Below are 22,528 nucleotides of genomic sequence, written 5' to 3' on the forward strand. Positions count from 1 at the left end.
CGCTCGCCTTTTGCCGGCCCGGAATCAGGCTTGGGTCAGTTGCTGCACGGCACGTTCGAAGCGGTCCAGGCCTTCGTCGATGTCGGCGTCTTCAATCACCAGGCTAGGCGCGAAACGCACCACGTCGGGGCCGGCCTGCAGGATCATCAGGTCGTGCTGCTCGGCAGCGTTGAAGAAGTCCTTGGCCTTGCCTTTCCAGGCATCGCTCAGTTGGCAACCGATCAGCAGGCCCAAGCCGCGTACTTCGGTGAACACGCCGTATTGCTCGCCGATCTGTTGCAGGCGGGCCTTGAAGCGCTCGTGCTTGGCCTTGACGCCAGCCAGCACTTGCGGGGTATTGATCACGTCCATCACCGCCTCGCCCACGGCGCAGGCCAGCGGGTTGCCGCCGTAGGTGGTGCCGTGCACGCCCACGGCGAAGTGCTTGGCCAGCTCGGTGGTGGTCAGCATGGCGCCGATCGGGAAACCGCCGCCCAGGCTCTTGGCGCTGGAGAGGATGTCCGGGGTGACGCCGTAGTGCATGTAGGCGAACAGCTCGCCACTGCGGCCCATGCCGCTCTGCACTTCGTCGAACACCAGCAACGCGTTGTGCTGGTCGCACAGCGCGCGGGCGCCCTGCAGGTAGGCCAGGTCCGCCGGCAGCACGCCGCCTTCACCCTGGATAGGCTCCAGCACCACGGCGCAGGTCTTGTCCGAGATGGCCGCTTTCAGCGCAGCCAGGTCGTTGTACGGCACGTGGGTGATGCCGGTGATCTTCGGACCGAAACCGTCGGAGTACTTGGGCTGGCCGCCCACGCTCACGGTGAACAGGGTGCGGCCGTGGAAGCTGTTGGTGGCGGCGATGATTTCGTATTTTTCCGGGCCGAACTTGTCGTGGGCCACGCGGCGGGCCAGCTTGAACGCGGCCTCGTTGGCCTCGGCGCCGGAGTTGCAGAAGAACACGCGGTCGGCAAAGGTGGCGTCGACCAGCTTGTGCGCCAGGCGCAGCGCCGGCTCGTTGGTGAACACGTTGGACACGTGCCAGACCTTGTTGGCCTGCTCGGTCAGGGCGTTGACCAGCGCCGGGTGGGCGTGGCCCAGCACGTTGACGGCGATGCCGCCCGAGAAGTCGACCAGTTCGCGACCTGCCTGGTCCCACACCCGGGAACCTGCGCCGCGCACGGGAATGAAGGCGGCCGGGGCGTAGTTGGGGACCATCACCTGGTCGAAATCGGCGCGTTGCACCTGGGCATGCTCAACGGACATCGGAGTCTCCTGAAGAGGAACGCCCGCCTGGTATTGGCGAGCGATGGGGGGATTGTAAGGACTGGCCAGCGCTTGTCCTTGTCGCCAAGCGACAACTTATTACAGCGCCAAACCGTGAAAACGGGGGGTTTTCGGTAATGCGACATATTATTGCATCAGGCAACAGTTTGGTCGCGCGAAGATCCATGCCGCGCGCAAAAGGCTGGCAACGCCTATCCGTCAGGCCATGGCACGGTGCAACAAATGTAGATGCTGCCGCCAGGCTGCGTTGCGCCGCGCGGGCGGCGCTCGATCTCAAGAGCGCCCGAACAACCAAGGCATGCACCCGCCAGCCTCACCACTATCCGTAGCCGCTGCCGTCAGGCTGCGCTGGCCCCTGAGTACGCTGGAGATTTTCAGTGTGGCTGAGGGCCAGCGCAGCCTGGCGGCAGCGGCTACGGGGTCTGCGGGCGTTGCGGGATGGTGGCTACCCGCGCTCGGCGGGCACCGACGACAGCTCGAACGGGCTGCTGCTGCGGCGCTGGTTGCGGTCTTCCCGCGGCGTTGCGCCGAAGAAATTGCGGTAGGCGCTGGAAAAATGCGGCCCCGACGAGAACCCGCACGACAGGCCGATCTGGATGATCGACTTGCTGGTCTGCATCAGCATCTGCCGCGCCTTGTTCAAGCGCAGCTCCAGGTAATACTGGCTCGGCACCCGGTTCAGGTACTGCTTGAAGATGCGCTCCAGCTGGCGGCGCGACACGCACACGTGCTGGGCGATTTCGTCGGTGGTCAGCGGCTCTTCGATGTTGGCCTCCATCAGCAACACCGCCTGGGTGAGCTTGGGGTGGCTGGAGCCCAGGCGGTTCTGCAGCGGAATGCGCTGGCGCTCGCCGCCTTCGCGGATTCGCTCCACCACTAGCTCTTCCGACACCGCGCCCGCCAGCTCGGCGCCGTGGTCGCGGGCCAGCACCGCCAGCAGCAGGTCGAGCACCGAGAGGCCGCCACACGCGGTCATGCGGTCCCGGTCCCAGTCGAACAGGTGGCTGGTGGCGATCACCTTGGGGAAGCGCTCGGCGAAATCATCCTGCCAGCGCCAGTGCACCGCGGCGCGGTAGCCGTCCAGCAGGCCAACCTGGGCCATGGGGTAGACGCCGGCGGACAGGCCGCCAATCACGCAGCCCGAACGCACCAGCTGCTTGAGCGCGGTGGCCAGGGCCGGCGCCAGCGCAGCCGGCGGCTCGTCGGCCAGCAGGAACAGTTTCTGACAGCCTTCCAGGCGCCCCGCCCACGGCTCGCCCGGCAACTGCCAGCCGCCTTCAGGGGCAGGCTCGGCGTGCAGGAACACCATCTCGTAGGCCACTTCGGGGTGCACCTTCTGGGCCACATCCAGGGCCTCTTCAGCCAGCGCCAGGGTCAGGGCCTTGGTGCTCGGCCAGATGAGAAAACCGATTCGTTGGGCTGTCATGGGGTGCGGTCCGAAACCTGTTCAGGATCAATGCTCGGCAGAGCGGGTGGAAGGAACATGCTGCCAAGACGCGCAGCATGCCCCTTTCTACAACAACGTGGCAGTCATCGTTTGTATCAAATGACGACTACTTCAGGCTTCCGGACAGGAACTGCTGCAGGCGCTCGGACTTGGGGTTGGCCAGCACGTCGCGCGGGCAGCCCGACTCTTCCACCAGGCCCTTGTGCAGGAACACCAGCTGGTTGGACACCTCGCGGGCGAAGCCCATCTCGTGGGTGACCACCACCATGGTGCGGCCTTCCTGGGCCAGGTCCTGCATCACCTTCAGCACGTCGCCCACCAGCTCGGGGTCGAGCGCCGAGGTGGGTTCGTCGAACAGCATGACTTCAGGCTCCATGGCCAGGGCACGGGCGATGGCCACGCGCTGCTGCTCGCCGCCGGACATGTGACCCGGGTAGGCGTCCTTGCGGTGCGCCACGCCCACCTTGTTCAGGTAGTGCTCGGCCTTTTCCAGCGCCTCTTTCTTCGACACGCCCAGCACGTGCACCGGCGCCTCGATGATGTTTTCCAGGGCGGTCATGTGCGCCCACAGGTTGAAGTGCTGGAACACCATGGACAGGCGCGAGCGCATGCGCTGCAACTGCTTGGGGTCGGCGGCCTTGAGGGCGCCGTCCTTGCTGGCCACCAGTTGCAGCTCTTCGTTGTTGAGCAGGATCTTGCCCGCGTGCGGCTGCTCCAGCAGGTTGATGCAGCGCAGGAAGGTACTCTTGCCCGAGCCGCTGGAGCCGATGATGCTGATGACATCGCCGGCCTTGGCGGCCAGGGACACACCCTTGAGCACTTCATGACTGCCGTAGCGTTTATGCAGGTCCTGGACTTCAAGTTTGTACATAGCGGTTCTCACAAAGCAGTCAGTCGTTGAGCAGGCGCCCGCGACGAAGGGGTTGGCGCCCGGCGACCTTGGCCAGCCAGAAACCTGGCTGGGCGTAACGCAGTCGTTCGATGGCAAACAGCACGCCGGCAGTGCCGGCACACACGACGGTAACGCGATCGGCCAGCGGGTCGATCACTTCAAACAGCGGGTCGCCCGCCTCTACCCATTCACCGGGGGCGCGCAGGAAACTGATCACGCCGGGGTGTGGGGCAAACAGCAATTCAGTGCCCTCGAACGGCATGCCTTCGCAGGGCTCGTTGGCGGCTGGCGGCCATTCGCCGGCGATCAGCCCCTGTTCGGCGAGGAACGCCAGGATGCCCTCGGCGTGGCGCTCGGCGTCGTCGCGCGCGGTGTCGGCCTGACCACCCAGTTCCACGGTAGTGGCCAGGCAGGCCAGCGGCAGCTGGGCCTCGGGGAAGCGCCGGGACAGGCGCAGCCACGGCAACGAGCAGGCTTCGTCGAACGAACTGCCACCCGAGTCCTCGGCCAGCAGGCCCACGCGCACGTTCAGGTGCGCGGCCAGCGAGCGCCACTGCGGCCAGTGCTGCGGCAGCGCGTACATGTGCAGCGCGGCGTCGGCGTCGCAGTGCAGGTCCAGCACCACGTCGGCGTCGCAGGCATGGCCCAGCAGCAGGCGTTGCAGGCCCTGCAGCTGGCTGGCGGCTGGCGGCAGCGCCGCCAGGGTGTCGCGCATGGCCTGGCGCACCAGGCGGATGTTGGCGTGGGCGTCGTCACCCAGCTGGCCATCCAGCGCGGCAGCCACCGGCTCGCTCAGCTCGTGGAAGTCACGGTTGAAGTTCTTGCCGCTGCCGAACTCGAAACGCCCCTGGTGGGCGCCCTGCAGCAACTGGCCCAGGCCGATGGGGTTGGCCACCGGCACCAGCTCGACCACGCCCTTGAGCTGGCCAGCCTCCTCCAGCGCCAGCAGGCGCTTTTTCAGTTCCCAGGCGGTGCGCATGCCCGGCAGTTCGTCGGCGTGCAGGCTGGCCTGGATGTAGGCCTTGCGCTCGCCGCTGCCGAAGCGGAATACGCTCAGGTGACGCTCGCTGCCCAGGGTGCTCCAGGGCAATGGATGATCGATGCGTTGCATGTCTTCAGCCCTTGCGTGGTGCCAGGTAGCCCAGCCAGCGGCGCTCGGCCAGCTTGAACAGGCGAACCAGGATAAAGGTCAGGCACAGGTAGAAAACGCCTGCGGTGATGTAGGCTTCGAACGGCAGATAGTACTGCGCGTTCACCGTGCGTGCCGCGCCGGTGATGTCGATCAGGGTGACAATCGACGCAAGGCTGGTGGTCTGCAGCATCATGATCACTTCGTTGCTGTACTGCGGCAGCGCCCGGCGCAGGGCCGACGGCAGCAGGATGCGACGGTACATCTTGACCCGCGACATGCCCATGGCCCGCGCCGCCTCGATCTCGCCATGGGGCGTGACCTTGAGGCTGCCGGCGACGATTTCCGCGGTGTAGGCGCTGGTGTTGATGGCAAAGGCCAGGCAGGCGCAGAAGGTGGCGCTGGACAGCCACGGCCAGAAGATGCTCTCGCGCACCACGGCGAACTGCGCCAGGCCGTAGTAGATCAGGAACAGCTGCACCAGCATCGGCGTGCCGCGGATCACGTAGGTGTACAGCCAGGCCGGCAGGTTCACCAGCGGCCGCTTGGACACGCGCATCAGGCCCAGCGGCAAGGCCGCCAGCAGGCCGAAGAACAGCGACAGCAGCAACAGCTTGATGGTCTCCAGCACGCCGCTGAAGTACAGCGGCAGGTTGTCCCAGACCACGTTGTAATCAAAAATCATAGTTCAGCCACCCTTACGCCAGCCGAGTAGCGTTTTTCCAGGAACCGCAGCACCAGCAGCGATACGCTGGTGATCACCAGGTACAGCGCGGCCACCGCCAGGAAGAAAGTGAACGGCTGGCGCGTGGCGTCCGCCGCGGCCTTGGCCTTGAACATCATGTCCTGCAAGCCCACCACCGACACCAGCGCAGTGGCCTTGACCAGTACCAGCCAGTTGTTGGTGAAGCCGGGAATGGCCAGGCGGATCATCTGCGGCACCAGCACGCGGAAGAACACCTGGCGGCTGTTCATGCCATAGGCAAGGCCAGCCTCGGCCTGCCCCTTGGGGATGGCCAGGAACGCACCGCGGAAGGTTTCCGACAGGTACGCCCCGAAAATGAAGCCCAGCGTGCCGATGCCGGCCGCCATGGGGTTGAGATCGATGTAGTCGTCGAAGCCCAGCAGGGGCGCGACGCGGTTGAGCAGGTCCTGGCCGCCGAAGAAGATCAGCAGGATCAGCACCAGGTCGGGAATGCCGCGGATGACCGTGGAATAGGTCGCCCCCAGCCAGGCCAGCCAACGCACGGGCGACAGCCGCAGTGCGACGACGATCAATCCCAGGGCAATGGCTAGCGCCATCGACGACAGGGCCAACTGCAAGGTCAGCCAGGTGCCATCGAGGATGACTGCCCCGTAGCCTTCTAACATGTAAATTTCCTCGACCGTGGAAATGAAAAAATGGTGCAAGCCTCAGCGCCTGCGGCTTGCACCATCTGTCGGGTGACGCTTACAGCCAGTTACTGGCCGTAGATGTCGAAGTTGAAGTACTTGTCCTGGATCTGCTTGTACTTGCCGTTGGCGCGAATGGCGGCGATGGCAGCGTTGAGCTTGTCCAGGTCAGCCTTGTCACCCTTGCGCACGGCGATGCCCACGCCGTCACCGAAGTATTTGACGTCGGTGAACGATGGACCTGCGAAGGCGTAGCCCTTGCCGGCGTCGGTGTTCAGGAAGCCGTCCTGCAGCAGGGTGGCGTCGGCCAGGGTGCCGTCCAGGCGGCCAGCGGTCACGTCCAGGTAGATTTCGTTCTGCGAGCCGTACGGCACCACTTCCACGCCTTTTGGCGCCAGCACTTCGCGGGCGAAACGCTCGTGGATGGAACCGCGCTGCACGCCGATCTTCTTGCCTTTCAGGCCGTCGAGGTTGTCGGCGACGGTGGTGCCTTCCTTCATCACCAGGCGCGCTGGGGTCAGGTAGTAGCGGTTGGTGAAATCAACCGACTTCTTGCGGTCTTCGGTGATGGACATGGACGACAGGATGGCGTCGATCTTGCGCACTTTCAGCGCCGGGATCAGGCCGTCGAATTCCTGCTCGACCCACTGGCACTTGACCTTCATCTCTTCGCACAGGGCGTTGCCGATGTCGTAGTCAAAACCCACGATGCTGCCGTCGGCAGCCTTGGAGGCGAACGGTGGGTAGGCCGCTTCGATACCGATCTTGAAAGGCTTCTCGTCGGCGAACGAGGACAGCGACAGCACGGACAGCGCCAGGGCGCCAAGAAGCACGAGTTTCTTCATCTCAGGACTCCATCGGTAAAGGGCAATAAATGGCAGAGTGAGCACAGGCCCAATATGCGAATGGGTACAACGCAGATAGCGGCGCGCGGCTCGGGAGCATGGCTCATCGGGCGACGGCGAGTGACCGGCATTTTAGCGACAGCCCCGAAGCCGATATTTCTTCAATGCGACAACTAGTTACAGATGCACCGAGAATACGACCCGAGATTATTGACAGCCTTTCATGTTTATGCAAAGGCAAATGACAGGGAACCGATCTATCAAGCAAATTGCGCGCCTATTATTGGCAAAGCCTTGTAATCCGGCAACCCTGGCGTTTGGCTTTGTCATTTTTCGTAGGACCGGCGCACCGGTTTGTGGCGTTTCGCCTCCTTTTGGCGCACAGAAAGGTGACGGACGGTAACACCGATATATCCCGGTCATGTGGGACATAAACACGAAACCCCGCCAACGGGCGGGGTTCCGGGGTTAGCGCAGCAGCCTTACGCCGCCTTCATGCCCTTGTGGGTGTCGATCAGGTGCTGCACCACGCCCGGGTCGGCCAGGGTGGAGATATCACCCAGCGCGTCGTACTCGCCGGTGGCGATCTTGCGCAGGATACGGCGCATGATCTTGCCCGAGCGGGTCTTGGGCAGCCCCGGCGCCCACTGGATCACATCCGGCGAGGCGATCGGGCCGATCTCCTTGCGCACCCAGTTCTTCAGTTCCTGGCGCAGGGTCTCGCTGGCTTCCACGCCATGGTTGAGGGTCACGTACACATAGATGCCCTGGCCCTTGATGTCGTGGGGCACGCCCACCACCGCGGCCTCGGCCACCTTGGGATGGGCAACCATGGCACTCTCGATCTCGGCGGTGCCCATGCGGTGGCCGGAGACGTTGAGCACGTCATCGACGCGGCCGGTGATCCAGTAGTAGCCATCCTCGTCGCGGCGCGCGCCGTCGCCGGTGAAGTACATGCCACGGAAGGTCTTGAAGTAGGTGTCGACGAAGCGGTCGTGGTCGCCGTACAGGCTGCGCGACTGGCCCGGCCACGAGTCGAGGATCACCAGGTTGCCCTCGGCGGCGCCGTCGATCAGGTTGCCCAGGTTGTCCACCAGCCCCGGCACCACGCCGAAGAACGGCTTGCTCGCCGAGCCCGGCTTGAGCGCGGTGGCGCCCGGCAGCGGGCTGATCAGCACGCCGCCGGTCTCGGTCTGCCACCAGGTGTCGACGATCGGGCAGCGTTGCTTGCCCACGGTGTCGTAGTACCAACCCCAGGCCTCGGGGTTGATCGGCTCGCCCACCGAGCCCAGCAGGCGCAGGCTGGAGCCATCGGCGCCCTCCACCGCCGCAGTGCCCTCGGCCATCATGGCGCGGATGGCGGTGGGTGCGGTGTAGAGGATGTTGACCTTGTGCTTGTCGATGATCTTCGACACGCGGGTGATGTCCGGGTAGTTCGGCACGCCTTCGAACAGCAGCGTGGTGGCGCCGTTGGCCAGCGGGCCGTAGACGATGTAGCTGTGGCCGGTGACCCAGCCGACGTCGGCGGTGCACCAGTAGATTTCGCCCGGGCGGTAGTCGAACACGCGCTCATGGGTGAGGGCTGCGTACACCAGGTAGCCGCCGGTGGTGTGCAGCACGCCCTTGGGCTTGCCGGTGGAGCCGGAGGTATAGAGGATGAACAGCGGCTCCTCGGCACCCATTTCCTTCGGCGCGCAGGTGCTGGACGCCACGTCCAGCAGGGTGTGGTACCAGATGTCGCGGTGGCGGTTCCACTCGATGTCGCCGCCGGTGCGCTTGCAGACGATGACCTTCTGCACACTGCTGGTTTCCGGGTTGGTCAGGGCGCGGTCGACGTTGGCCTTGAGCGCGGTCTTCTTGCCGCCACGCAGGCCTTCGTCGGCGGTGATGACCACCTTGGAGCTGCAGTCGATGATGCGCCCGGCCAGGGCCTCGGGGGAGAAGCCGCCGAACACCACCGAATGGATGGCACCGATACGGGTACAGGCCAGCATGGCGACCACGGCTTCGGGAATCATCGGCATGTAGATGGTAACCACGTCACCGCGGTGCACATCCTGGCCACGCAGGGCGTTGGCGAACTTGCAGACTTCCTCGTGCAGTTCGCGGTAGGTGATGTTGCGGTGCTCGGAGGGGTCGTCGCCTTCCCAGATGATCGCGATCTGGTCGCCGCGCTCGGCAAGGTGCCGGTCCAGGCAGTTGTAGGAGACGTTGAGAGTGCCGTCGGCGAACCACTTGATGTCCACGTGGTGGTCATCGAAAGAGGTCTGCTTGACCTTGGTGAAGGGCTTGATCCAGTCCAGGCGCTGGGCCTGCTCGCGCCAGAAGCCGTCAGGGTTCACCACCGACTGCTGGTACATGGCCTTGTAGGTCGCTTCATCGGTCAGCGTGGTGGCTGCCACCTCGGGACGAACGGGATACAGGGACGCCGCACTCATCTTTCTTACCTCGGAGCTATGTAGTTGTTTTTGTATGACCTCGTTGTAAGGCTAAGCGCACGCCGAGGCCATTCGACGATGGTAGTAACCATTACCCTACTCTTTGATGACGGCGCGCGGCAAGGCTCAAGCCCGGGCGCGGGGCGCCTCGACGGCCGCGTGTCTTTGCAGGAAAACGCGCGCCACCGGCCGCTACGAAATTGATTGTTACAGATTCAGATAAAACTGTTTATCAAAACTCTGTCTGTTTAACCCCCCGCCAGCGCCCTAAAATTCACCTCGCCAACCGGCACTGTGATTAACACACGCAACAGCCCCCACGAAGGCACGTTAATCCGACTCTAACTTTCCCGAGCAACACACGCAGTCCCACAAGGATTGCGTGCCCCCTGACGACCGCACAAAGGTAAACTTTAAAATGAAAGCTTTAATTGTCTTGGCCCTGAGTACTTTCTCGCTGGCAGCCATGGCTGATGAAGTTTCGAACACCGCCAACACTGAAGTTCCGGTGGAGCACTACAACTATTCGCAGCACCTTGATATTGCCAAGGTCATCAGCACCAGCGAAATCCCCAACGTCTGCGAAGTGGTGCCGGCACGCATGACTTACCTGGACTCCACTGGCCAGAAACACATTCTTGAATACCGCGTGATGGGCAACGGCTGCTCGAACGGATAAGTTCACAGTGCTTCAGCGCCTCTTCAGGAGGCGCTGGCCTATTTAATTGATCGAATAATTATTCAACACCTGCCCGCCAGCACAACGCTTGATGATGCGCCGAACTTTTTGTTCGACCTTTCCCGCATCATGGAGTTTGCATGGCACTTTATATCCCGCCTTCCGTCCCGCCGATCAAGAAAGCCACTTCGCCTTTTGGCCAATTACTGACAACCCTGTTTCAGCGCGATGACTTTTCACGCATTGATCCGCTGGGCAGTGATTTCCAATGGCTGGATAACGTCGAGGCACTGTGCGCGGCCCCCGACGTCGTCGCTCTGATTCCCCCCTCACTGAACAACGACACCAATGACGCCCCCGCGCAACTGACCCGGCACCTGCAGGCCCAGGCAACACAAGCCTTGCGCGACGTGGACCCGGCATTGCCGGCAACACTGCGCAAGGTGTCCCGGCGGGCCAAGGCTGGACGCCGGGTGTTCAGCGCCGCCAGCCACCTGTGGCTACAGGCAACCTTCGCACGTGCGACAGATTGCGCCTGGCTGGCCTGCCTGCTGCTGTATCCGAGCCTGGCCAGCAAAGCCACGCCCACGCAGCAGCCGCTGCAAACCCGGAACGGCGCTTTCAGCCACCTGCATACGGATCTGTCGGCGTGCGTCTCGCGTATCCTGCACAAACGCGTTGGCGGCGGGCGCATGGCGCGGCTGCTCGATTACCTGCAGATGGATTTCGCCCTGGCCTGCACCACCGAGCCGCGGCGGCTGATGCCGTGCCTGTTTGGCTGCGCTACCTTCGACGCCTTTGAAAAAGCCGTGATTGACGACCTGCAATGGGTACCACCACCTCACCATCTGCAGCGCGAACTGGCCATGCAGGCCATCGTCGACTACCTAGCCCCCCGCAGCTCGCGCATCGAGGGTGAACTTGCCGGCGTGTCGCTCACCCCCCAGGGCAACGCACAGGCGTTACGTGCACGCCTGGACCAGGCGCTCGCGGCACACCTGGACTGCAGCCCTACCGAACTGGCACTGGTAGCGCCGCTGTTGCTGCGTCAACATGCCCCGCTGCTGCTGCTCGAAGACCTGCCGCCTGACTTCGAGCACCTGCCGGACCTTTACTCCGTGCAATTGCGCCTGGGCATCAGCCTGTCGGAACGCGACCCGTGGCTGTTGACGCCCGAGACGGCGCTGCAGGTGGCGCTACTGAAACAAGCGCAAGCGACCACGCAAGAAGACCAGGTCAACATCCTGCTCGCCCGCGCTCCACTCGTCATGCAATGGGCGGAGTACAACCGCATACTGTCGAGGCAACCTTGGTACACGCCGGCCGACATCAACGCCGCCCTCGATGCCTTCGACATCATGGCGACACTGGCACAACTGAGCAGCCCACCCTCGCGCATAAAAATGGCCATTGGCTACCTGGAATCATTTGGCATCAAGCCGCATGAAATTGTCTCGGGCGCTCGCAAGACCTCCCACCTGGAGCGCCTGCTCGACAGCGGCCCGGGCTTTCGCCATGCCGCACTCAAGCATACGACCGCCGCCGATATCACCGCGCAGTTCGACCAACTGTTCAGCGCCTACCGCGGCCATTGCCGCCGCGCACTGAAAGACTTGCTCGAGCTGTTCATCCAGCGGCTGCCCGACAACGACCGCGCGGTAATGGAAGCAGTATCGCTGCAGGCGTACGCGGTGCACTGGCATGAATTCATCGGGGCGAACCAGATGAGCATCCCGCAACTGGGCGATGCCGATCCCGAACTATGGGCCCTGCGCCGTTGCCCCGCCCTGCTGATTCTGTGCCAGGGCAGCCAGGGCGAAACCTTGTACCGCTGGTTTCCCCAGCAATGGCGGTGGGACAGCCGGGCCATCGACCGCCAGGGGGTGCCAATGGAGCAGTGGGCACGCGAACACCTGCCGCTGCAGTTCGAGGACTACCACGACGCCGAGCACCCATTCACCTACAGCACCGCCGGGGGCGTGCAGGCGGTAGGCCCGCTGCTGCCTGCCGGACCAATGGCACGCCTGGTCGACATCGCGCTGGACCACGTGTGGATGCACCACTTCGACGACCTGAGGCAGCAGTGCCGGGGCATGACCCAACTGGAGCTGCAGCAAAAAAACATCCAGGGCCGCAGCCTCGCGGCCCACCTGGCACGCATCGGCGTTCCTTTTGCCAGTTGCTTCGATACCCAGGGCAGCGGCGGCGTGTCCATGTGCGTGCTTGATGCAGTGACCCTGCCCCTGACGGCGCTAACGCCTGTATTAAAAACGCTTGTGGCCAACCGTCGCCTCCTCAACCGCCTTCTGCACAGCGGCGGTCGCTCGCCACTGGCAAACACAGCCTTTGCGGTGAGCCGCTGGCTCAACCTGCATCAACGCCGTTTCCCCTTCAATTTTGCCAGGGACCTGGGAATTTCCACAGGGCAAGTGGCGCGCCCCAGCCACGGCATCTGGCACCTCCAGCCCGCCCAGATCAGCCGCACCTACGGCCCGCCTCTGCTGGACCTGACGCCCGGCGGCGCCGAGCGCACCTTCATCGAGGCCTTCGCCATGGCCCGCCGCGGGCTCGACCCTGGCGCCCTGGCTTTGCATCGCGGGCCCGATGGCCTGCGCTACCTGCGCAGCCACGTGGATAGCCAAGTCATGCTCATCCCTCGGGCAGACCGCAGCGTGGATGTACTCATTGATGGCCACCTGTACCGCTTGAGCCAGGAAATCAGCGGTAAATACTACGTGCGCCATGATCGCCTTGGCACGCTGCGCAAACCCCGCCGCATGATCGAGACGCCCACCCCTTGCCGCATCCCACGGGCAGCCGACGCCCCGGGATGCGCCAGCCTGTACACCCACCAACTTCCTGTCACCGCATTGCCCCCCCACGCGACCGCCGGGGAGCATGCCGCACACGCCTGGCAGGCGCGTACCTACCGCCTGGGCAGCCTGGCGATTGCCGGCGGCAGCAGCAGCCAGACGCCCGCCAACCTGGATGTGGTGGTCATGGATGGCACCCTGTGGCGACGCGAGCGGACCCGCGCCGGGCGCCTGGTACCGGTCACCGATGCCGAACGCGCTACCTTTGGCCTGTCCTTGCCCACTGCCAACGGTCCATCGGTGAACTACCTGCCGAGCATCAGCGGCCGACGCTCTACCGACAGCCGCTTTGGCCTGCCCCCCTCACTGACCGCCGAGCAGGCCGGGTTGATCAACGACACGCTGCCCGTCCTGGAGCTTGACGAACTGGTGGCCGGCGTGGGGGACCGCCGCATCCTGCGCGGCCACGTCATGGACACCCCTCAGGGCCCGTGCATTGCGGTCGAGGCCGACACCCACGTGATCTACCGTGCGCCCGACCGCCCCGGCGAATTAAGCTTCGAGCGCGTCACCGCCGAAGAGGATATCAACCGCTTTCTCACCACCAGCGAAACCTACCGCATCGTCAGCGGCACGCCTTCAGCTCCCCGCGACCGGGAAAACATTGCCACGCTGTTGTTTGACCTGGCCAAGCACCAGCCTGCCCCCGGCGACATTCCCCTCGACGCCTTCCCCACCTATGCCGCCTACGCGGAGGCAGCAGGTATACACAACGAGCTGCTCGACTACGCCACCCATATCCTGGCGGGCAATAGCCAGCAGCTGCGCCTGTTCGAGCGGATGCAGGCGCTGATCCCCGACCGCGGCCTCCTCACTACGCGCCCCAGGAACGTGCAACAGGCACACATTGATGTGCTCAATCGGCTGGCCCCGCCGCAAGGCACCTCGCCAGGCACCTTCGCTCCCATCACCGCCGATAACCTCGGCGATGCCAGCGTGCATGCCGCACTGCGCCACACCATGGCGCAGGCCAACCTGGCCTTCATCCGGGTGAGCCTGGCCGATGGACGGCGGATGGTTTACTACGCCCTGTCCGGCGGTAAACGTGCTGCGGCGATCCGCTTGAAGATCGATGTGGCCAGCAGCCCGCGCCAGACCCTCGATGGGGTGGAATGGGTAGACGCGCGCGCGATCATGCGTACTCGCGGCCCTGATCCGCAAATGACCAGCCTGCCGGTGGTGCGCTACGCTGGACGCAAGATCATCCGCCCCCACCCCCGCGACCAGGACGCCGAACGCCTGATCGCCACAGTGCTCAAGGCCGACCTGCGCGGCCAGCCCGTGACCGACCTGCAGGTGTTCACGCGCATGGACACCTGCCGTTCATGCGGCGCCATCGTACTGCCGCAACTCAAGCTACTGTTCCCCCAAGCCAGCATGAGCATCAATTTCCTGGAACCTTACCCGCTGGACTGAGTGCCAGTTCCGCCTTGCCCAACCCATGCTCGCGCAGCTTGTTGGCAATGGTGGTATGCGACACCCCCAGGCGCTTGCCCAGCAAGCGGCTGCTGGGGTGCTGGGCATGCAGTTGCTCCAGCACCGCGCGCTCGAAGCGCGCGACGATCTGTTGCAGGTCACCCTCCAGGGAGAAATCGCCCAAGGGCTGGCGCACACCGTAGTCGGGCAGGCGGATATGCTCGGGCTTGACCCAACCGGCGTCGCACAATGACACGGCCTGGAACAGCACATTCTCCAGTTGCCGCACGTTGCCCGGCCAATGGTAGCGGGCCAGCTTGTCCTTGGCGGCGGGCGCCAGGCGCGGCAGCGGGCAGCCGATCTGGCGGCTGGCCTGGTCAAGGAAGTGCTCCACCAGCGGGTCGAGGCCGTCCATGCACTCGCGCAGCGGCGGGATGTGCAGCGACAGCACGTTGAGGCGGTGGTACAGGTCCTGGCGGAATTCGCCGCGGGCGCACAGCTCCGACAGATCCATCTGGGTGGCGCAGATCACCCGCACATCCAGGTACACCTCTTCGTCACTGCCTACGCGGCGGAAGCAGCCGTCTTGCAGGAAGCGCAACAATTTCGCCTGCAGGCGCGGACTCATCTCCCCTACCCCATCGAGGAATAGCGTGCCGCCCGCGGTCAGCTCCAGCAGGCCCAGCTTGCCCTCGGCGCGCGCGCCTTCGAAGGCGCCGGGGCCGTAGCCAAACAGCTCGGTCTCGGCCATGGACTCGGGCAAGCCGGCGCAGTTGAGGGCCATCAACGGCGACTGGCCGCGCGGGCTGGCCAGGTGGCAGGCGCGGGCCAGCAGCTCCTTGCCGGTGCCGGTCTCGCCCTCGATCAACAGCGGTGCGTCGAGTGGCGCCATGCGGCGCGCCTCGCGCACCACGGCGGCCATCACTTTCGAGCTCTGGAAGATGCTGTCGAAGCCGCGCAGTTCCTGCTTGCGCACGTGGTAGATGCGCTCGCCAATGCGGTCGGCGCGGTGCAGGGTCAGCACCGCACCGGCCAGGGCTTCGCTGTCGTCATGCTCGGACTGCAGCGGGGCGATGTCGGCAAGGAACACGTCGCCGCGCACCTTCACCCGCAGGCCGTTGATGCGCGATTTGTTGTCGCGCACCAGCTGCGGCAGGTCGAAGTCCTCGGCGTAACGCGACAACGGCATGCCCGGCACCTCGTCCACCCGCACCCCCAGCAGCTGCGCGGCGGCGCGGTTGGCGGCGACGATGGAGCCGGCCATGTCGATGGACAGCACCGGGAATTCCAGTGCGCCCAGCAGCGCATTGAGCTCCATGTGCCGGCGCTCGCTGGGCATCAGCCCCACCCGTTTGACGCCGAACACGCCGGGTATGGCTTCGAACTTGGGGCGCAGGGCCTGGAACTGCAGGTTGATCAGGTTCGGGCAATGCAGGTAGATGGCGTTGCCGTGCTCGCCACCCACTTCGCCGCGGGCGACGTTGATGCCGTATTCCACCAGCAGGTTGAGGATGTCACGCAGGATGCCGATGCGGTTCTGGCAGTGGACTTTGATGCGCATGAGGGGCCTGTTTTTTGGCGAAAGGCAAAGATATTCGTAAAGAATATGTGACATTTGAGGCTGACGACAAGACACGGGCGCCGATGAGCGCGGTAGCTGTATCGAATAGTTTACGAAAAGTCGGGGCTGTGCCTGCGATGCGGGGCGCCAGGTGGGGCTGACAGCCGTGGGGCGGTGGACTATCAATGGAGCGTGGGGTCTGCGGACGCAGCCTTTGGCAGCTGCTACGGGGATGTGTGCGGGCCCATCTATAATAAAAACGTGCGCTGGAGAACAGCATGAAGCAGACCCACTACGTGGCCCGCGAACCGGATGCTAAGGGGTTCATCCATTACTCCGACACCGAGCACGCGGTATGGCACACCTTGGTCAGCCGCCAGCTCAAGCTGGTAGAGGGGCGCGCGTGCCAGGAATACCTGGACGGCATCGAGCAACTGGCCCTGCCGCATGAGCGCATTCCGCAACTGGCCGAGGTCAACCAGGTGCTGGCCCGCACCACCGGCTGGCAGGTCGCCCGGGTGCCGGCACTGATCCCCTTCCAGACCTTCTTCGAATTGCTGGCCAGCAAGCGCTTTCCCGTGGCCACCTTCATTCGCACGCCCGAAGAGCTGGATTACCTGCAGGAACCGGACATTTTCCACGAGATTTTCGGCCACTGCCCGCTGCTGACCAACCCCTGGTTCGCCGAATTCACCCACACCTACGGCAAGCTGGGCCTGGCGGCCAGCAAGGAGCAACGGGTGTTCCTGGCGCGCCTGTACTGGATGACCATCGAATTCGGCCTGGTGGACACGCCCCAGGGCCGGCGCATCTACGGCGGCGGCATTCTCTCGTCGCCCAAGGAAACCCTCTACAGCCTGTCGGACGCCCCCGAGCACCAGGCCTTCGACCCGCTGGAATGCATGCGCACCCCCTACCGCATCGACATCCTGCAGCCGCTGTATTTCGTGCTGCCAGACCTCAAACGCCTGTTCGACCTGGCCCATGAAGACATCATGGCCCTGGTGGCCCGCGCCCAGCAGCTGGGCCTGCACGCGCCGAAATTTCCGCCCAAGGCGGCCTGACCCGCTTTTAACTACTATAAGGAAGCAACCATGAACCCATTGAACCAGGCCCATTGCGAAGCCTGCCGCGCCGACGCCCCGCAGGTCAGCGACGAGGAGCTGCCAGCGCTGCTGCGGCAGATTCCGGACTGGAACATCGAGGTGCGTGACGGCGTCATGCAGCTGGAAAAGGTCTACCTGTTCAAGAACTTCAAGCACGCCCTGGCGTTCACCAACGCCGTGGGCGAGATCGCCGAGGCCGAGGGCCACCACCCAGGCCTGCTGACCGAATGGGGCAAGGTCACCGTGACCTGGTGGAGCCACTCGATCAAGGGCCTGCACCGCAACGATTTCATCATGGCCGCCCGCACCGACGACGTCAGCCAGGGGGCCGAGGGCCGCAAATAATGCACTTCAGCGCGATCCAGCGAATTCCCGGCGACTCGATCCTGAGCCTGATGGACGCTTACGCCCGCGACCCCAACCCGCGCAAGTTCGACCTGGGCGTGGGCGTGTACAAGGACGCCCAGGGCCTGACCCCGGTGCTGTCGGCGGTCAAGCAGGCCGAGCGGTTCCTGCTCGACCACCAGACCAGCAAGACCTACGTCAGTGGCCACGGCGATCAGGCGTTCGGTCGCCTGGTCAGCGAACTGGTGCTGGGCAAGGACTCGCCGCTGCTGGCCCAGGAGCGCGCCGGCGCCACCCAGACCCCGGGTGGCACCGGGGCCCTGCGCCTGGCCGGCGAGTTCATCGCCCATTGCCTGCCCGGCAAGGGCATCTGGCTCAGCGACCCGACCTGGCCCATCCACGAAAGCATCTTCGCCGCGGTGGGCCTCAAGGTGAATCACTACCCCTACGTGGGCCGTGACAACCGCCTGGACGTGGAAGCCATGCTGCTGGCGCTGGAAGACATACCGCGCGGCGACGTGCTGCTGTTGCACGCCTGCTGCCACAACCCCACCGGCTTCGACCTGCGGCACAACGACTGGCACCGGGTGCTGGACGTGGCCAAGCGCCGCGACCTGCTGCCGCTGATCGACTTCGCTTACCAGGGCTTTGGCGATGGCCTGAACGAGGATGCCTGGGGCGTGCGCCTGTTCGCCAAGGAACTGCCGGAGCTGCTGGTCACCAGTTCGTGCTCGAAAAACTTTGGCCTGTACCGCGAACGCACCGGCGCGTTGATCGCCTGCACGCACACCGCTGAACAGTTGCTGGACGTGCGCAGCCAACTCGCCGGCCTGGCGCGCAACCTGTGGTCGACGCCGCCGGACCATGGCGCCGCCGTGGTCGCCACCATCCTCGGTGATGCGCAGTTGAAGAGCCTGTGGGCGGATGAGGTGGAGCACATGCGTTCGCGCATCGCCCAGCTGCGGGCCGGGCTGGTCGAGGCGCTGGGGCCGCATGGGCTGTCGGCGCGTTTCGCCCACATTGGCGAGCAACGCGGGATGTTCTCCTACACCGGGCTCAGCCCCGAGCAGGTGGACCGCCTGCGCGACGAGCACAGCGTGTACATGGTGCGCTCGGGCCGCGCCAACGTCGCCGGCATCGACGCCAGCCGCCTGGACGAACTGGCGGCCGCCCTCGCCAAGGTGTGTTGAACCTGTGGGAGCTGGCTTGCCAGCGAGTTTTTGAGGGCCTCGAAGAGCTCGCTGGCAAGCCAGCTCCCACATTCAGCCTCCATGAAAATCCGTTCATTGTGCGACCAATGGCCGCCGGCGAAGTCAGTTTGTCATGCGCAGTGCTGTATCCTGTCCCGGCTTTAACCAGCACGCGCTATCCAGCGCCACCCTCAACCTGTAATTGCGAGGAGCGATGACGATGCACGAGATCCCAAACCTTCCTTTCCCGAGCCTGCATCAACCAGAGCAGCCTCAACCGCCACAATCGGCCAGCCAGGCCACTGAAAACGAGGCCGACGAAGCCTCGAGCGCTGATCGCGACGACTAAGCGCCGACCGCAGGTGGTACGATCCCCACGGCGGCCATGCCGCGTGATCGCACCACCTCAGCGCTGAACGGAGCCCCTCATGCAAGATACTTTCAACGAAGCACAGGCCGCGCAGGTGATCGACACCGCGCAACAGATGATCGACATCTGGGCCCGCCTCTCCCCGGAAAAACAGCAAGCCCTGCTGCAACGTTTCGGCACCCAGGAAAACGCCCTCGCCGCCCTGGTGGCCACCCGACTGCTGGCACAGCCGCAGGCTTGAGCCTTCGGCGAGATAAAATCTTGCCGCTGGTCGTGCACTGTGTGGCTCGCCGCCCTATGATAAGCGTCTAGTGTGCTAGCACCCGACACCTATCCCCCTGGAATTCCCAATGTCTTCAAACCCGCGGCCGCTGGCGGTCACGCTGCAAGTCGTTTCCATCGTGCTGTTCACCTTCATCGGCTACCTGAACATCGGCATCCCGCTGGCCGTGCTGCCCGGTTTCGTGCATACCGGCCTGGGCTTCAACGCCGTGATCGCGGGCCTGGTGATCAGCGTCCAGTACCTGGCCACCCTGCTCAGCCGGCCGTACGCCAGCCGTATCATCGACAACCACGGCAGCAAGAAGGCGGTGATCTACGGCCTGTTCGGCTGTGGCGCCAGCGGGCTGTTCATGCTGCTGGCGGCGTTCACCCAGAGCCTGCCGGTGGTGAGCCTGGCCAGCCTGTTCGTCGGCCGCCTGGTGCTGGGTAGCGCCGAAAGCCTGGTGGGCTCGGGCTCCATCGGCTGGGGGATCGGCCGCGTGGGCGCACAGCACACCGCCAAGGTCATCTCCTGGAACGGCATCGCCAGCTACGGCGCCCTGGCCATCGGTGCCCCGGCCGGCGTGCTGCTGGTGCAACACCTGGGCCTGTGGGCCATGGGCGTGAGCATCCTGCTGCTGGCGGCGCTGGGGATTGCCCTGGCCTGGAACAAGACCCCGGCGCCGATCGTCGCCGGCGAGCGCATGCCGTTCATGCACGTGCTGGGCAAGGTGCTGCCCCACGGCACCGGTCTGGCCCTGGGCGGCATCGGCTTCGGCACCATCGCCACCTTCATCACCCTGTACTACGCCACCAACCACTGGGACAACGCCGCGTTGTCGCTGAGCCTGTTCGGCGCCTGCTTCATTGTCGCGCGGCTGATCTTCGGCAACCTGATCAACCGCATCGGCGGCTTCCGCGTGGCCATCGGCTGCATGACCGTGGAGACCATCGGCCTGTTGCTGCTGTGGCTGGCGCCCAGCGCCGAGCTGGCCATGGCCGGCGCGGCCCTGACCGGCTTTGGTTTCTCGTTGGTGTTCCCGGCCCTGGGCGTGGAAGCGGTGAACCTGGTGCCGGCCTCCAGCCGCGGCGCGGCAGTGGGTGCCTACTCACTGTTCGTCGACCTGTCGCTGGGCATCACCGGCCCGCTGGCGGGCGCGATTGCCGCCGGCTTCGGCTTCAGTTCGATCTTCCTGTTCGCCGGCATCGCCTCGTTCGCCGGCCTGGCGCTGAGCCTGTACCTGTACCGGCAAACCCTCAACCAGCCGCGCCACCCGGACGCCGCGCTTTAAAAGTCGACCTTGCCGCGGCCTGCCTTGATGGCGCCGCGCTTGCTCTTGCCATCCAGCCGACGGGTTTTCGAGCCCTTGGTTGGCTTGGTGGGCCGCCGCGCCTTTTCCACCTTCGCCGCATTCACGATCAGCTCGCGCAGCCGCTCCAGGGCGTCGGCGCGGTTCTGCTCCTGGGTGCGATATTGCTGGGCCTTGATCACGATCACGCCTTCGCTGGTGATGCGGCTGTCGCGCAGGGCCAGCAGCCGCTCCTTGTAGAAAGGCGGCAATGACGAGGCGTTGATGTCGAAGCGCAGGTGCACCGCACTGGACACCTTGTTGACGTTCTGGCCGCCAGCGCCTTGGGCGCGGATGGCGCTCAGCTCGACTTCGGCATCGGGCAGGTGGACGTTGTTGGAGATTTCCAGCATGAAGGGGTTTCGGCAGGGTCAAAGACCGCAAGGGTACACCATCACGCGCGTAGCCGCTGCCGAAGGCTGCGCTGGCCCGCGCGTGCACTGGAGATACCCAGCGCGACTCAGGGCCAGCGCAGCCTGCGGCAGCGGCTACGCGCGGAGTATGGCGCGAATCAACCCAGCGCCAGGGCGGCGCGGCGGTTCTTGGCGAGGTACGCCACGTACATCACCACCACCCACACAGGGATGGCGTACACCGAGACGTTGATGCCCGGGATCATCAGCATGATGCCGAGGATGAACACCACGAACGCCAGGCAGATGTAGTTGCCCCACGGCGACCACAGCGCCTTGAACGACGACACCTGGCCGTTGCGCACCTGGTGCTGGCGGAACTTGAGGTGCGAGAAGCTGATCATCGCCCAGTTGATCACCAGGGTGGCCACTACCAGCGACATCAGCAGTTCCAGCGCGTCATGGGGCATGAAGTAGTTGAGCAGCACGGCCACCAGGGTCACTGCCGCCGACACCAGGATGGCCCGCACCGGCACGCCGCGCTTGTCCACCTTGGCCAGCGCCGCAGGGGCGTCGCCCTGCTCGGCCATGCCCAGCAGCATGCGGCTGTTGCAGTAGGTGCCGCTGTTGTACACCGACAGCGCCGCGGTCAGCACCACGAAGTTGAGGATGTGCGCCGCGGTGTTGCTGCCCAGCATCGAGAACACCTGCACGAACGGGCTGCCGCTGTAGGCGTCGCCGGCGCTATCCAGGGTCTGCAGCAGGCCATCCCACGGGGTCAGCGACAGCAGCACCACCAGGGCGCCGATGTAGAAGATCAGGATGCGGTAGATGACCTGGTTGATGGCCTTGGGAATCACGGTCTTGGGCTGGTCGGCCTCGGCAGCGGTGAAGCCGAGCATTTCCAGGCCGCCGAACGAGAACATGATGATTGCCAGCGCCATCACCAGGCCCTTGACGCCATTGGGGAAGAAGCCGCCGTGGTCCCACAGGTTGCTGACCGAGGCCTGCGGGCCGCCGTGGCCGCTGACCAGCAGGTAGCTGCCCAGGGCGATCATGCCGACGATGGCCGCCACCTTGATGATGGCGAACCAGAACTCGGCCTCGCCGAACACCTTGACGTTGGCCAGGTTGATGGCGTTGATCATGACGAAGAACACCGCGGCCGAGACCCAGGTCGGGATCTCCGGCCACCAGTAGTGCACGTACTTGCCAACTGCGGTCAGTTCCGACATGCCCACCAGGATGTACAGCACCCAGCAGTTCCAGCCCGACAGGAAGCCGGCGAAGCCGCCCCAGTACTTGTGCGCGAAATGGCTGAACGAGCCGGCCACCGGTTCTTCGACAATCATCTCGCCCAGCTGGCGCATGATCATGAAGGCGATGAAACCGCAGATGGCGTAGCCGAGGATCATCGAGGGCCCGGCCGACTTGAGCACCCCGGCCGAGCCGAGGAACAGCCCGGTGCCGATGGCACCGCCGAGGGCAATCAATTGGATGTGTCGATTTTTCAGGCCGCGCTTGAGCTGGCCGGATGAGTCTTGTGCACTCATTGTGTTGGTCACCTGGTTATTTTTATCTGTGACGGAACGGACCCGCCCCACTCGTGATGAGGC

General features: G+C 64.7%; 18 protein-coding genes. 7 read left to right on the top strand and 11 right to left on the bottom strand.

From position 1 onward, the window contains the following. Positions 1-24: 24 nt before the first annotated feature. The 8 genes from AC0J42_RS23270 to acs form a co-directional block, all read right to left on the bottom strand. A complete protein-coding gene (locus tag AC0J42_RS23270; RefSeq protein WP_416426154.1) occupies positions 25-1,245 on the bottom strand; it encodes an aspartate aminotransferase family protein in 1,221 nt (406 codons plus the stop codon). A 466-nt stretch (positions 1,246-1,711) separates the two neighbouring features. Continuing rightward, positions 1,712-2,692 carry a transcriptional regulator ArgR gene (argR, locus tag AC0J42_RS23275; RefSeq protein ID WP_416426155.1) on the bottom strand — a complete coding sequence of 327 codons (981 nt, stop codon included), beginning with the start codon at positions 2,690-2,692 and terminating at the stop codon, positions 1,712-1,714. Positions 2,693-2,819: 127 nt separating this feature from the next. Further along, complete coding sequence (locus AC0J42_RS23280) at positions 2,820-3,584, bottom strand: ABC transporter ATP-binding protein (RefSeq protein ID WP_027978661.1); 765 nt, start codon at positions 3,582-3,584, stop codon at positions 2,820-2,822. A 19-nt stretch (positions 3,585-3,603) separates the two neighbouring features. Then, the gene (locus AC0J42_RS23285; RefSeq protein WP_416426156.1) at positions 3,604-4,716 is read right to left on the bottom strand and encodes a M14 family metallopeptidase; all 1,113 of its coding nucleotides are present in this window, start codon (positions 4,714-4,716) and stop codon (positions 3,604-3,606) included. Positions 4,717-4,720: 4 nt separating this feature from the next. Then, the gene (locus tag AC0J42_RS23290) at positions 4,721-5,419 is read right to left on the bottom strand and encodes an ABC transporter permease (RefSeq protein WP_473004051.1); all 699 of its coding nucleotides are present in this window, start codon (positions 5,417-5,419) and stop codon (positions 4,721-4,723) included. Then, positions 5,416-6,105 carry an ABC transporter permease gene (locus AC0J42_RS23295; RefSeq protein ID WP_416426158.1) on the bottom strand — a complete coding sequence of 230 codons (690 nt, stop codon included), beginning with the start codon at positions 6,103-6,105 and terminating at the stop codon, positions 5,416-5,418. Before AC0J42_RS23295 ends, AC0J42_RS23290 begins: the two co-directional genes overlap by 4 nt. An 89-nt stretch (positions 6,106-6,194) precedes the next feature. Beyond that, positions 6,195-6,971 (bottom strand): ABC transporter substrate-binding protein, encoded by a 777-nt coding sequence (locus AC0J42_RS23300; RefSeq protein WP_473004053.1) that lies wholly within the window; start codon positions 6,969-6,971, stop codon positions 6,195-6,197. 482 nt (positions 6,972-7,453) lie between these two features. After that, on the bottom strand, positions 7,454-9,409 hold the full coding sequence (gene acs, locus AC0J42_RS23305) for an acetate--CoA ligase (RefSeq protein ID WP_416426161.1): 1,956 nt from the start codon (positions 9,407-9,409) through the stop codon (positions 7,454-7,456). 418 nt (positions 9,410-9,827) lie between these two features. On the opposite strand from acs, the gene AC0J42_RS23310 reads away from it, so the two are divergent. Together AC0J42_RS23310 and AC0J42_RS23315 are read left to right on the top strand one after the other, a co-directional pair. Next, a complete protein-coding gene (locus AC0J42_RS23310) occupies positions 9,828-10,088 on the top strand; it encodes a DUF2790 domain-containing protein (protein WP_416426162.1) in 261 nt (86 codons plus the stop codon). A gap of 140 nt (positions 10,089-10,228) precedes the next feature. Then, entirely contained in the window at positions 10,229-14,377 is a 4,149-nt protein-coding gene (locus tag AC0J42_RS23315; RefSeq protein WP_473004055.1) for a deaminase domain-containing protein, read from the top strand. Here the strand turns inward: AC0J42_RS23315 and AC0J42_RS23320 are convergent. Continuing rightward, on the bottom strand, positions 14,346-15,938 hold the full coding sequence (locus AC0J42_RS23320) for a sigma-54-dependent transcriptional regulator (RefSeq protein ID WP_416426165.1): 1,593 nt from the start codon (positions 15,936-15,938) through the stop codon (positions 14,346-14,348). The genes AC0J42_RS23315 and AC0J42_RS23320 overlap by 32 nt on opposite strands. Positions 15,939-16,216: 278 nt before the next feature. On the opposite strand from AC0J42_RS23320, the gene phhA reads away from it, so the two are divergent. The 5 genes from phhA (at position 16,217) to AC0J42_RS23345 (ending at position 20,502) form a co-directional block, all read left to right on the top strand. Beyond that, positions 16,217-17,002 carry a phenylalanine 4-monooxygenase gene (gene phhA, locus AC0J42_RS23325; protein ID WP_473004056.1) on the top strand — a complete coding sequence of 262 codons (786 nt, stop codon included), beginning with the start codon at positions 16,217-16,219 and terminating at the stop codon, positions 17,000-17,002. A 30-nt stretch (positions 17,003-17,032) separates the two neighbouring features. After that, positions 17,033-17,389, top strand: coding sequence for a 4a-hydroxytetrahydrobiopterin dehydratase (locus AC0J42_RS23330; RefSeq protein WP_473004058.1), 357 nt, complete (start codon positions 17,033-17,035; stop codon positions 17,387-17,389). After that, a complete protein-coding gene (locus tag AC0J42_RS23335; RefSeq protein ID WP_473004059.1) occupies positions 17,389-18,579 on the top strand; it encodes an amino acid aminotransferase in 1,191 nt (396 codons plus the stop codon). The genes AC0J42_RS23330 and AC0J42_RS23335 overlap by 1 nt, the downstream gene beginning before the upstream one ends. 428 nt (positions 18,580-19,007) lie before the next feature. Next, complete coding sequence (locus tag AC0J42_RS23340) at positions 19,008-19,190, top strand: hypothetical protein (protein ID WP_416426170.1); 183 nt, start codon at positions 19,008-19,010, stop codon at positions 19,188-19,190. A gap of 109 nt (positions 19,191-19,299) precedes the next feature. Continuing rightward, on the top strand, positions 19,300-20,502 hold the full coding sequence (locus tag AC0J42_RS23345; protein ID WP_416426172.1) for an MFS transporter: 1,203 nt from the start codon (positions 19,300-19,302) through the stop codon (positions 20,500-20,502). On the opposite strand, the gene arfB is transcribed toward AC0J42_RS23345, so the two are convergent. Beyond that, the gene (gene arfB, locus AC0J42_RS23350; RefSeq protein WP_473004060.1) at positions 20,499-20,912 is read right to left on the bottom strand and encodes an alternative ribosome rescue aminoacyl-tRNA hydrolase ArfB; all 414 of its coding nucleotides are present in this window, start codon (positions 20,910-20,912) and stop codon (positions 20,499-20,501) included. The genes AC0J42_RS23345 and arfB overlap by 4 nt on opposite strands. Positions 20,913-21,070: 158 nt before the next feature. Beyond that, on the bottom strand, positions 21,071-22,465 hold the full coding sequence (locus tag AC0J42_RS23355) for an amino acid permease (RefSeq protein WP_416426174.1): 1,395 nt from the start codon (positions 22,463-22,465) through the stop codon (positions 21,071-21,073). Positions 22,466-22,528 lie beyond the last annotated feature (63 nt).

Source organism: Pseudomonas sp. Tav-5-1A (assembly GCF_055755055.1).